This window comes from Actinomadura sp. NPDC023710 (assembly GCF_040639875.1).
Classification (GTDB): domain Bacteria; phylum Actinomycetota; class Actinomycetes; order Streptosporangiales; family Streptosporangiaceae; genus Spirillospora; species Spirillospora citrea.
Map to the genome: position 1 here is coordinate 20,334 of NZ_JBFAGB010000063.1, position 11,666 is coordinate 31,999.

At 71.3% G+C, this 11,666-nt stretch carries 9 protein-coding genes and 1 pseudogene; 9 read left to right on the forward strand and 1 reads right to left on the reverse strand.

What is annotated here, in order from left to right; translation table 11 throughout:
* The first annotated feature begins 45 nt into the window (after window positions 1-45).
* On the forward strand, window positions 46-3,222 hold the full coding sequence (locus AB0H37_RS41735) for a chondroitinase family polysaccharide lyase (protein ID WP_360618176.1): 3,177 nt from the start codon (window positions 46-48) through the stop codon (window positions 3,220-3,222).
* A gap of 16 nt (window positions 3,223-3,238) precedes the next feature.
* Here the strand turns inward: AB0H37_RS41735 and AB0H37_RS41740 are convergent, their stop codons facing one another.
* The gene (locus AB0H37_RS41740; RefSeq protein ID WP_360618177.1) at window positions 3,239-4,006 is read right to left on the reverse strand and encodes a sugar phosphate isomerase/epimerase family protein; all 768 of its coding nucleotides are present in this window, start codon (window positions 4,004-4,006) and stop codon (window positions 3,239-3,241) included.
* Between the two features lie 224 nt (window positions 4,007-4,230).
* Between AB0H37_RS41740 and AB0H37_RS41745 the strand changes: the two genes are divergently transcribed.
* The 8 genes and pseudogenes from AB0H37_RS41745 to AB0H37_RS41780 all read left to right on the forward strand — a co-directional run.
* The gene (locus AB0H37_RS41745) at window positions 4,231-5,547 is read left to right on the forward strand and encodes an extracellular solute-binding protein (RefSeq protein ID WP_360618178.1); all 1,317 of its coding nucleotides are present in this window, start codon (window positions 4,231-4,233) and stop codon (window positions 5,545-5,547) included.
* A complete protein-coding gene (locus AB0H37_RS41750) occupies window positions 5,547-6,485 on the forward strand; it encodes a sugar ABC transporter permease (RefSeq protein ID WP_360618180.1) in 939 nt (312 codons plus the stop codon). The genes AB0H37_RS41745 and AB0H37_RS41750 overlap by 1 nt, the downstream gene beginning before the upstream one ends.
* A 12-nt stretch (window positions 6,486-6,497) precedes the next feature.
* Entirely contained in the window at window positions 6,498-7,343 is an 846-nt protein-coding gene (locus tag AB0H37_RS41755; RefSeq protein ID WP_360618181.1) for a carbohydrate ABC transporter permease, read from the forward strand.
* 13 nt (window positions 7,344-7,356) lie between these two features.
* Window positions 7,357-8,481, forward strand: a complete 1,125-nt coding sequence (locus AB0H37_RS41760) for a substrate-binding domain-containing protein (protein WP_360618183.1) — start codon at window positions 7,357-7,359, stop codon at window positions 8,479-8,481.
* Entirely contained in the window at window positions 8,478-9,482 is a 1,005-nt protein-coding gene (locus tag AB0H37_RS41765; RefSeq protein WP_360618185.1) for a Gfo/Idh/MocA family oxidoreductase, read from the forward strand. Before AB0H37_RS41760 ends, AB0H37_RS41765 begins: the two co-directional genes overlap by 4 nt.
* A complete protein-coding gene (locus tag AB0H37_RS41770; protein ID WP_360618186.1) occupies window positions 9,469-10,932 on the forward strand; it encodes a sulfatase-like hydrolase/transferase in 1,464 nt (487 codons plus the stop codon). Before AB0H37_RS41765 ends, AB0H37_RS41770 begins: the two co-directional genes overlap by 14 nt.
* A gap of 264 nt (window positions 10,933-11,196) precedes the next feature.
* Entirely contained in the window at window positions 11,197-11,487 is a 291-nt protein-coding gene (locus tag AB0H37_RS41775) for a hypothetical protein (protein ID WP_329087324.1), read from the forward strand.
* A pseudogene (locus AB0H37_RS41780) lies at window positions 11,484-11,666 on the forward strand (hypothetical protein); the annotation flags it as partial. The gene AB0H37_RS41775 and the pseudogene AB0H37_RS41780, both read left to right, overlap by 4 nt.

Here is an 11,666-nt window from a genome sequence, read left to right on the forward strand (position 1 = left end):
ATCTGATGCTGAGCCGCGAGAGCCACCGGTTACAGGAGAATCGCCATGACGGACGAACCCCGCCCCATCGCGCGCAGGACGGTATTGGGCTGGGCGGCGCTGGGCGCCGCGGGCCTTTCGGTGCCCTTCAGTCCGCTGACCGCGTCGGCCGCGCCCGCCGCCACCGACCTCGAGCGGCGGGCACTGGCGCTGAAGCCTCCGCTGCTGCTCTTCGAGACGGCCGTGCCGCCGCAGATGAGCGCGGGCGCCGGCTCGCGGCTGGCCGTCAGCGACACCGCGGTCATGGCCGGGACGCGGTCGCTGCGGTGGGACTACGAGCCCGGGGGCGCGATCACGGTACGGGCCGACCTGCACTACGCACCCGCCGCCTACCGTCCCGGCGCCGACCAGGCATTCAGCGGCACGGTCGACGCCTTCGCCGTCTGGATCCACAACCCGTCCCCGCTGGACGGCGTCGTCCGGTTCGAGTTCGGCCGGGGCCCGGACCGGACCGACGCCTGGTTCGACCTCCACCTCGGATTCTCCGGCTGGCGCACCGCGTGGGCCCGCTACGACCACGACATGTCGGGGCGGCCCCACCGGGGCATGGACACCGTCCGGATCATCGCTCCCAGCGGTGTTCCCGCCGGGACATTGCATCTCGACCAGATATTCCTCAACACCGCGATCCGCCCCGACCACCCCACCGGCGACCTTCAGGTACCGATGGTGAACCGCGAGGTCGCCAGTGCCGACAACGCCCACTGGCTGGCACTCCTGCATTTCAACGGACTGCTGAACTCCCATCGTCCGCCGACGCCGGCGCCGTCCCCGCGAGAGCGCGATTCCCTGCAACGCGTCCTCACCGGATACCTGGATTACACCGCCGTGCCCCTCAAGGCGGATTCCTCGACCGTCGCCGCTTTCGACGCGAAGCTCGCCGAATTCGGCATTCCCGCGCCGGACGCTCCGCGCGGTAAAGGACGTCCCGTCTTCAGCCACCAGGCGGACATCTATCCGGCCGACCTCGCCGCCGATCTGAACGCCCACGTGAACGCCGTCCGGCTGCGGGACTGCACCGACCTGATGCAGCAGATCGCGCGAGCGCACGCCTCCGCGGACGCCGAACTGCGCCGGCCGCTCGGCGACCAGTACCTGCGGCTCGTCGCGCACCTGCGGGACCGGGGCTGGGCCTTCGGCAGCTGCCAGGGCACCGTGCACCATCTCGGCTACGACATCCGCGGCTACTACGACTCGGTCCACCTGATGCGCGAGGTGCTGGCCTCCGCCGGGCTGCTCGACGAGGTCCGCGCCGATCTGACCTGGCTCACCGGCCTCGGACGCATCTTCTGCGACTGGGAGGACGCCGCTCCCTACGGCGGCGTCATGGACATCGTCAACACCACCGTCCGAGGGATCCTCGCCGCGATCCTGCTGATGGACTCCGACGCCGAGAAGGTCGCCTACCTCAAGGCGCTCAAGGGATGGCTCGACCACGCGCTCGTCCCCGCGCCGGGCATCCAGGACGGGCTCAAGCCCGACGGCGGCGCCTTCCACCACGTCGGCTTCTACCCCGACTACGCGCGGGACGGGTTCAACGGCCTCTCGCCCGTCATCACGGTCCTGAGCCGCACCGCCTTCGCGCTCTCCGAGGAGGCGCACACGGCCGTGAAGCGCGCCGTGCTGATGATGCGGATCTACGCCGACAGGGACAACTGGCCGCTCAGCATCACCGGACGGCACCCGACCGGGAAGACCTCGCTCTCCGTCACACCGTTCCAGTGGCTGGCGCTGGCCGGAACCCCGGACGGCGCCGCCGGGATCGATCCCGAGTTGGGCGCCGCGTTCCTGCGCCTCCTGCCGGCCCGCCCGTCCTCGGCGCAGAACAAGGCGGCCCAGCAGGTGAAGGCGGCGGGCATCACCGCCGAGCAGGCCCCGCAGGGCAGCTGGGCCCTGAACTACGCCGCCCTGGCCCTGCACCGCCGCGACGAATGGCTGGTCGCGGTCCGCGGCCACAACCGCTACCTGTGGGGAACCGAGATCTACCCCCTCAGCAACGTCTACGGCCGCTACTGCACCTACGGGCAGATCCAGGTCCTCGGCCGCGGTGATCCGGTCAACAACCTCGACAGCGGGTTCCGCGAGGAAGGCTGGGACTGGAACCGGTGGCCGGGCACGACCACCGTCCACCTGCCCCTGGACGAGCTTGAGGCGGACCTGTCCGGGACGATCGAGGAGATGCTGCTGACGGACGCGCGCTTCGCCGGCGCCCACACCATCGACGGGCGCCACGGGATGTTCGCGATGGAGCTGCACGGCCACCCCAAGTACGACGCCGGGCACCGCGCCCGCACGTCGGTGTTCCTGTTCGACGACCGCGTCATCGCGCTCGGGTCGGGCATCCGCAACGACGACCGGCGGCACGAGACCGAGACGACGCTGTTCCAGGCCCACCTGGCCGATCCCTCCGCCCCGACCGTCCTCGGCGGGCGCGGGCCGATCACCAGCCTCCCCCACACCGAGCGGCTGGAGCGGATCCCCCGGCCGACCTGGCTGGTCGACCACGTCGGCAACGGCTACTACCTCGCCGCCGGGCAGACCGTCGGGCTGTCCCGCTCCGCCCAGACGTCCCGGGACCAGAGCGGCGCCCGGCAGACCAGTGCCGACTTCGCGACCGCATGGCTCCAGCACGGCCGCGCACCACGGAGGGGCGGCTACGAGTACGCCATCGTGGTCGGCGCGTCCCCGCAGGAGATGACCGACTTCACCGACCGGATGCGAGAGACGGCCGCCGCGCCGTACCAGGTGCTGCGCCGCGACGACGGCGCCCACGTGGTCAGGGACCGCGCCACCGGCATCACCGGCTACGCCGTCTTCGAGCCCGGCCGGCGGCTCGCGGTCGCGCCGGTCGCGGAGGTCGACACACCCTGCATGATCCTTTTGCGCCGTGCCGGGGACGCGCTCGTCCTCTCCGTGACCGATCCCGACCTGCGCCTGTACGAGGGGAACGACCCGGACCAGTACGACCACCGTGGCCGGTTCGTCGGAGGAGTCAGCCCGTTCGCGGTGAGCTGGCGCAACGATCCGAGCCGGCCGCACGCAGTGCGGGTCACTCTGGACGGCGCATGGCGCATCCGCGAAGCGGACGGGGAGGCGCAGGCGGCGCCCGCGAGCGGCTCGACGGTCGTCGCGATACGGACCGTCGACGGCCGGCCCGTGCAGATGCGCCTGGAACCCGCCTGAGTGGACCGGTTCCGGCTCACCGCCGGCTTTCGAGCCGCGAGAACCATTTCCTTCCCGCGGCCAGGAGTGTGGGGAGCGGGGCCGCCTCGGGGAACCAGGCGGCCTCGTACTCCCAGCTGACCCAGCCGCGGTACCGGCCGCGCGCGAGGACCTCGCCGACCTCGTCCAGGGGAAGGACGCCGCTGCCGAGCGGGACCGGCGCCCGGGTCGGCGAGACGTCCTTGAACTGGACGTACGCCAGCCGGTCGGCCAGCGCGGCGTAGGTGGCGAGGGGCGATTCACCGGCCAGCCGGGGATGCAGGACGTCCCAGATCGCGCCGGTACCGGGCGCGTCCGCGATGAGCGCCGCGACGTCCCGCCCCCGGGGATGGGAGTCGTGCGTCTCGACCAGCACGCGGACGCCGTGGTCCCGGGCGTCGGCGGCGACCTGGTTCAGCCGCCGGACCGCCGCCGGGCGGTCGAGGCCGCCCGGAAAGACGCGCAGGCGGGAACTGCCGATGTCCGCGGCCAGTTCCAGATGGCGGCGCAGTGCGTCGAGGACGGGCCGGTCGGGGCCGGGCGCGGCGATCTTGATGTAGGAGGCCAGGCACAGCGGGGTCACGCCCGCCTCGCGGAACGCCGCGGCCGCCCGGCGCCGCTCGGGAGCCGGCATGTCCGGCCCGACCGGTTCGCCGTCGGCGCACCGGAGCTCCAGCCCGGTGTACCCGTCGCGGGCGGCCAGCCCGAGCACCTCCGGCAACGGCAGGCCGGGGACCCCCAGCGTGGAGAAGGCGAGATCGATCACGGGCGTCCAATCCGCCGCAGGGCGCGGCTGGTCGAGCGATGCCGTCTCCGGCGCGATCGGAGGAATGAATCCGTACTCTTTGCGTGCCGATCCTCACTCGGACGGCCGTCTCCACGAAGAGTCAAGGCAGTTCAGAGAGATTCATTCCTAATTCATCATGTTGACTACAAGATGACTGTTCTCCAAGATACCGACATCGGTTCCATCTCTAGGAGTGATGTCCGATGTACGGATCCCTCCCCCCTCAACTACGTCGCCGGATGATCGGCGGAGCCCTCGTCGCGTCGGTGGCCGTCGCGGCGACGGCCTGTTCCGGCGGCGGCGAGCAGAATCCCAAGTCCCTCGTCTACTGGTCGATGTGGAAGGCCGGTGAGCCGCAGGCGCAGGTCCTGTCCGGCGCGATCGACTCCTTCACCAAGGAGACCGGCATCAAGGTGAAGGTCGAGTGGAAGGGGCGCGAGGTCGCCAAGCAGCTCGCCCCCACGCTCAACACCCGCAACGTGCCCGCCGACCTCATCGACTCGGCCGACCGGTTCGTGAAGTCCACGTTCGAGGCCACCGGGCAGGGCCTGGACCTCGCGCCCGTCTACAGGCGGCCCGTGCCCGGCGAGGCGGGCAAGACCGTCGGGGACGTCGTCGACCCCCGGTACCGCCGGTACGCCACCGAGGACGGCAGGGCCTGGCTCCTGCCGTACGAGGTGCTGGTGCCCCAGATCTGGTACGACGGCAGAGCGCTCAAGGACGTGGCGGAAGCGCCGCCCCGGACCTGGGACGCGTTCGTCAAGCTGCTGGGCGAGCGCAAGGCCGCCCGCGGCGGCGGCCCGCTGGCACTGGACGCCGACGTCGCCGACTACCCCGCCTACTGGACCTACCAGGCGGTGCTGGCCGACATGGGGCCGGGCGCCTTCGCGGCGGCCGCGACCGACAGGACGGGCGCCAAGATGGACGACCCGGCGTTCCTGGCCGCCGTCCAGAAGATCGAGAAACTCGTCAGGAGCGGATACTTCGCCGACGGGTACAACGGCAGCAAGTTCCCGGCCATGCAGCAGAAGTGGGCCACCGGGGGCGCCGACTTCCTGCTGATGGGCAACTGGGCGCCGAAGGAGACCCTGACCTCGGCCCCCAAGAGCTTCCAGTACCGCTCCTTCCCCTTCCCGTCCGGCGCGGCGGGCAAGCAGGTCCAGCCGGTCTCGCTGATCGGGTTCGGCATTCCGCGCAACGCGCGGCACTCCGAAGCGGCCCAGCAGTTCATCGCCTACTTCATGAACAAGGAACGGCTGTCGAAGATCTCGACCGTGGCGAGCAACCTCACCACGCGCGCCGACATCCCGGTCCCGGCCGTGCAGGCCGACGTGAAGAAGACGCTGGACGGCGCCGAGACGGTCCCCGACCTCGACGGTGTGAAGATGAACCAGTCCGGCTGGTACACCAAGGTCTTCCAGCCGGCCGACACCGATCTGGTCACGGGCAGGATCTCCGCGGCGCAGTTCGTCGCCAGGCTCAAGAAGGCGACGGTCGACTACTGGAAGCTCAACCGCTGATGGCCGTCACCGCCGTCCGGGAGGCCCGTCCCGCGCGCCCCGCCGCCGCCGCGCAGGCCAGTCCGCTGGAGCGCCGCCGCAGGCGCCTGTTCTGGCCGTTCGTCGCCCCCGCGCTGCTGCTGTACATGGTGTTCTACATCGTGCCGACGCTGGTGACCGCCTGGATCAGTTTCAACGACTGGGCGGGCGCGGGGCCGATGCGGTTCGCCGGGCTCGACAACTACCGCCGGCTGATGCTGGACCCCGTCTTCCACGACGCGTTCACCAACACGCTGGTCATCCTGTTCGTCGTCGGCGGGGCGACGTTCGCGCTGAGCTTCGTGCTGACGATCATCCTGCGGGACATGGTGGGACGGAAGGCGGTCCGGTCGATCATCTTCTTCCCCAACATCGTCTCCGGCATCGTGCTGTCCATCCTCTGGGGATTCCTCTTCCAGGCCGACGGAGTGGTCAACACCGCGCTGCGCGGCGCCGGCCTGTCCCACCCGCCGAACTGGCTGGGCGCCCACCTGTTCTCCGTCATCATGATCGGCCTGGTGTGGGCGCAGACGGGGTTCTTCACCACCATCCTGATGGCGGCGGTGGACCGCATCCCCAAAGAGCTGTACGAGGCGTGCGACCTGGAGGGCGCGACCGCGCTCCAGCGGTTCCGCCACGTGACGCTCCCGCTGATGTGGGACGTGGTGGGCGTCTGCTCGGTGCTCTGGAGCATCCACGCGATCAAGCTCTTCGAGTTCATCTACGCCTTCGCCGGCGCGGCGGGGCAGCTCCCGCCGACCCACGTGTGGAACACCGCCGTCTACGCCTACGCCGAGGCCTTCAGCGGCGTACCCCGGTACGGCTCCGCGGCCGCGACCGGCATGGTCATGCTCGCCCTCGTCGCCGTGCTGGTGGTGCTGCTGCGCCGCCTGTTCCGCCGCGACGGCGTCCAGTACTGAGAGGAGACCGGGGTGTCCGTGATACGCAGAGCGCCGCGGCCGGCCAGGCACGCGGGAGCCGCCTTCGCCTGGCTGTTCGCCCTCTTCAGCGTGGCCGTCGCGGTCTGGATGGTGCTGAACTCGCTCAAGTCCACCCGGGCGGTCTTCAGCGACCCGTGGGGGGTGCCCACCGACCCGCGGTGGGGCAACTACGCGCGCGCCTGGCAGGCCAGCGACTTCGGCGTCGCCACCCTGAACACCGTCATGGTGGTGTTCGGAACGGCGGTGGCGACGATCGCGCTCGCCGCACCCGCCGCCTACGCGCTCAGCCGCCTGCTCAACCGCTGGAACGCCGGCCTGACCGTCTTCTTCGCCCTCGGGCTGGGGATTCCGGCGCAGGTCATGATCCTGCCCCTCTACGTGATGATGAACCGGCTGTACCTGGTGGACAGCCTGGTGGGGCTGTGGATCCTCTACGTCGCCACTTCCATGCCGTTCACGGTGTTCTTCCTCACCGGATTCTTCGGATCGCTGCCGAGGGAACTGGAGGAGGCCGCGGCGCTCGACGGCGCCTCACCGAACCGCACGTTCTGGCAGATCATGCTGCCGCTCGCGCGCAGCGGCGTGATCACCGCGCTGATTCTCAACATCATCCAACATTGGGGTGAGACGCTGTTCGCGCTGATCTTCCTGCAGAGCGAGCACAAGGCCACACTGTCGATCGCGCTGCTCGGCTTCCTGCAACGCATGCAGTACAACGGCGCCGACTGGGGCGGCCTGTTCGCCGGAGTCTGCACCGTGGTGCTGCCGCTCCTGGTGGGTTACGTCTGGCTCGGCCGGCGGATCATCGAAGGCATGACGCTCGGTTCGTTGAAATGAGTGCAGGGGCGAAATGAGTGCAGAAAGAAAGAAGAGCGCGGACAACGCCGCGGCGGGCAGGGAACTGAAATTCCGGAAGATGGCCGGGCAGTTGCGCGCACAGATCCGCTCGGGCGCGTGGGTCGCCGGAGCGAAGCTGCCGACCGAGCAGGAACTCGCCCGCCTCCACGGCGTCAGCCTCACCACGGTCCGCCGCGCCATGGAGGATCTGGCCGAGGAAGGGCTGGTCGTCCGGCGGCAGGGCGCGGGCACCTTCGTGGCCGGGCAGCGGCCGGCGGTGCACGGCGAGGGCTCGGTCGTCGGCGTGATCGTCCCGGACACGACCCTGTACTACCCGAAGGTCCTCAAGGGCATCGAGGAGACCCTCGCGTCGGCCGGCGCCCGCCTGATGCTGGCGTGCGCCCACTACAACCCGGCGGAGGAGGAGGCGGCGCTGCAGCGCATGCTCGGCTCCGGCGTCCACGGCCTCCTGGTCGTGCCCACCCTCATCGGCTCGCCGGACCCGGCGGCGGTCGTCCGCCACCTGGCCGGGCTGCCGGTGCCCACCGTCCTGATCGAGCGAGGGCTGGACGGCCACGACGACCACGCCGACCACGTCCGCACCGACCACCGGGCGGGCGGCTACTCGGCCGTCCGCCACCTGGCCGCGCTCGGCCACACCCGCCTGGCCCTGCTGACCCGCTCGGAGAACCCCACCTGCGAGCCGGTGAGCCGCGGGTTCCAGGCGGCGGTGTCTGACCTGGACCTGACCGTCGTCCCCCCGTTCTCTGCGCCCATGCGCGCCTGGAGTCCCCAGGTCGCGGAGGACAACGTCCGGCGGATCGCCGGGGAGGGGGCCACCGCCGCGGTGTGCTTCGGCGACAAGGAGGCCGCCTTCGTCGTCTCGGCAGCGCGGCGCCTCGGCCTCGCCGTCCCCGGCGACCTGGCGATCGTCGCCTACGACGACGAGATCGCCGAGATGGCGGAGATCCCGCTCACCGCGGTGTCCCCGCCGAAGCGGACGCTCGGGCGCCGCGCGGCCGAACTCGTCCTCCAGCGCATGCGGGAGCCCGACCTGCCGGTCCACCAGATCCGGCTGCGCCCGGAGATCGTCGTGCGCCGGTCCTGCGGCGCCGCCCAGAGGGAGACCCCTTCATGACTGACCTGCGTCTCGGGCTGATCGGCGCGGGCGCCGTCGGCCTCCTGCACATCGAGGCCGCACGGCGCGTGCCCGGCGTCGCCGTCACGGCGGTGTGCGACCTGAACCCGGCGACGGCCCGCCGCGTCGCCGCCCCGCTCGGCGCCCGCCACTACCGCGACCACCGGGACCTGATCGCGGCCGGGGAGGTCGACGCCGTCCTGGTCAACACCCCGCACGCCGCGCACACCGGCATCGTCTGCGACGCGGCGGCGGCCGGGCTCCACGTGCTGGTCGAGAAGCCCATGGCCACCTCGCTGGACGACTGCGACCAGATGATCGCCGCCTGCGCCGCGGCCGGCGTGCGGCTGGCCGTCGGGCACATCCAGCGCCATCTGCCCGACAAGGCCGCGGCCAGGGCCGCGCTGGTCGCGGGCGAGATCGGCGAACCGGTGCTGGTCTCCGACCGGCGCGGCTCCGACTACCGCGCCGGCTCCCGTCCGGACTGGTTCCTGGACCCGCGGCTGTCCGGCGGCGGAGTGTTCATCAACATCGGGGCCCACTGCGTGGACAGGCTGCTGTGGCTCAGCGGCCGGGACATCGAGCGGGTCGACGCGACGCTCAAGGACCCGCCGGTCGAGACCGACGTCCTGGCGCGGCTGACTCTCACCGGCGGCCTGACCGCGCACATCGCGGTGACCAGCACGGGCCCGCTGCCCCCGCACGACGAAGTCGTCGTGGTGGGGGAGACGGGGACGCTGTCGGCCTCCCCGCACACCGGCACGGTCGTCCACAAGGACGGCGCCAAGACGTGGCTGCACCGCCCGGCCCCCGACGACATCCCCTCGGCCTTCGCGGCCCAGCTCACCGACTTCGCCCGCGCCGTCGCCACCGGAACGCGGCCCGCCGCGGACGGCCCGCACGGCCGCCGCGTCGTCCAGGCCGTGCTCGCCGCCTACTCCTCCGCGGAACGCCGCGCGCCCGTCTCGCTCTCCTCCGGAGACCTCATTGGCAAGCCGTGACCCCGCCCGCCCCAACGTCCTGCTCATCCTGAGCGACGACCAGGGCCACTGGGCCCTGGGCTGCGCGGGCAACCCCGAGATCCGGACCCCGAGCCTCGACTCCCTGGCCGCCTCCGGCGTCCGGCTGTCGCGCTTCTTCTGCGTGTCGCCGGTGTGCTCCCCGGCCCGCGCCTCGCTGTTCACCGGCCAGATCCCGTCCCAGCACGGCGTCCACGACTGGATCAGCAGGCGGCACGCGGGAGCCGACGGCGCGGACTTCCTCCGGGGACGGCGCCTGTTCACCGACGACCTGCACGAGGCCGGCTACCGGCTCGGCATGATCGGGAAATGGCACCTGGGCGCCAACGACCGGCCCCGGCCGGGATTCGTCCGGTGGCTGGCCCACGAGAGCGGCGGCGGCCCGTACCACCGCGCGGTGCTCTACGACGAGGGCGCCCGCCTCCAGCCGCCGGACTACCTCACGGACGTGCTCACCGACCAGGCGTGCGCGTTCGTCGCCGACGAGGCGCGGCGCGACGAGCCTTTCTACCTGTCGCTGCACTACACCGCCCCCCACAAGCCGTGGAAGGGGCATCACCCCCGCGAGTTCGAAGCCCTCTACGACGACTGCGCCTTCGCCTCCTGCCCGCAGGGCTCCCCGCATCCCTGGCAGCCTCTGGAAACGGACGGCACGCCGGTCGGCGGCGAACCCGACGTGCGCGCCGCCCTGGTCGGGTACTTCGCGGCGGTGTCGGCGATGGACGCGGGCATCGGCAGGGTGATGGAATCGCTCGCGCGTTCGGGGCTGGCCGAGTCGACCCTGGTCGTCTTCACCAGCGACAACGGGTTCAACTGCGGGCACCACGGCATCTGGGGAAAGGGCAACGGCACCTTCCCCCAGAACATGTACGACAGTTCCGTCATGGTGCCTGCCATCGTGAGCCAGCCGGGCCGCATCCCCGCCGGCCGGGTGAGCCCGGCGCTCCTGTCGGCGTACGATCTGCGGCCCACCCTGATGGACCATCTCGGCCTGCCCTACGACGGCGGCGGGCTGCCCGGCAGGTCGTTCTCCGACGTCCTGTCCGGGGCGCCCGGCGACGGCCGCTCATCGGTGATCGTGTTCGACGAGTACGGGCCCGTCCGGATGATCAGAACCGAGGGCTGGAAGTACGTCCACCGCTACCCGCACGGCCCGCACGAGCTCTACGACCTGGCCGCCGACCCCGGTGAAGAACGCAACCTGGTCGACGACCCCGGATCGGCGGCCGTCCGCACCGAGCTGGCGGGACGCCTGGACGCCTGGTTCGCCCACTACGTCGACCCGGCGGTCGACGGCAGCCGCCTGCCCGTCACGGGAGGCGGCCAGGCCGAGCCTCTGCGCCCGGGCGCGACCGCGAACGCCTTCGAGCCCCTGACCGGCGTCCGCCTGCCCGACGGACGAACACCCTCCGTCGGGAAACAGGAAGGCTGAAATCCCATCCGGCCCTGGGGGAACAGCCGTTTCTCAAAACCCGCCGGCCGGCCTGGGGCGACGGAACAACTTGCATCATGCGGTGCTTCCTGGGCTGGGTGTGACGCAAGGCCCTGAACAATCCGGAGAAGAGCAAGGACTGCTGGGTGGGCGACAAGGGTCTTTCCGTTCGGCTGGAGAAACGCCGCATTCAGGGCGACATACTCTCTGTAGTGGCCCGTTGCCGAGCGTGATCATTCTTTCGTCGGTATCGCCGTCTCGGCAATGCGCCTCCAGAAATCTGGCCGCGACGAGCGACGCCCGCACGGGCGGCACCAGGACGGCGTCACCGTGGTCACGGCCGGCGGCTGCCCGCGAAGCCGGAAGCGCGTGCGCGACCAGGAGGACGGCATGAACCAGGAGATCGAGCACATGGACGAGGTGGACGTCCACCCGGACGTGCACGTCGCCACCGAGCCCGACGAGCAGGAGATCCTCGAACGGCTCTACGGTCCGCCCGACCGTGAGGGGATCTTCCGCGGTCCGCCGACGCGCGAGGAGGGCGAGAAGCGATGACCGCGGCGAAGATGGTCGCCGAGGCCCGCGGGTCGCTCGGGATGTCCGGGCGGCCGAACACCATCACCCGGGAGTACGCGTCCCGGCACGGCGACGAGTTCCTCCGGGCGTCCTGGTGCGACATGGCCATCACCTACTGGGCGCGGCACAGCGGCAACGCGGGCGCCGTCCTGCCCGGC

What these genes read in the sequence shown, in the direction of transcription:
- AB0H37_RS41735 (WP_360618176.1), top strand. Translation starts at nt 46, where the DNA reads ATGACGGACGAACCCCGCCCCATCGCGCGCAGGACGGTATTGGGCTGG.
- AB0H37_RS41745 (WP_360618178.1), top strand. Translation starts at nt 4,231, where the DNA reads ATGTACGGATCCCTCCCCCCTCAACTACGTCGCCGGATGATCGGCGGA.
- AB0H37_RS41750 (WP_360618180.1), top strand. Translation starts at nt 5,547, where the DNA reads ATGGCCGTCACCGCCGTCCGGGAGGCCCGTCCCGCGCGCCCCGCCGCC.
- AB0H37_RS41760 (WP_360618183.1), top strand. Translation starts at nt 7,357, where the DNA reads ATGAGTGCAGAAAGAAAGAAGAGCGCGGACAACGCCGCGGCGGGCAGG.
- AB0H37_RS41765 (WP_360618185.1), top strand. Translation starts at nt 8,478, where the DNA reads ATGACTGACCTGCGTCTCGGGCTGATCGGCGCGGGCGCCGTCGGCCTC.
- AB0H37_RS41775 (WP_329087324.1), top strand. Translation starts at nt 11,197, where the DNA reads ATGCGCCTCCAGAAATCTGGCCGCGACGAGCGACGCCCGCACGGGCGG.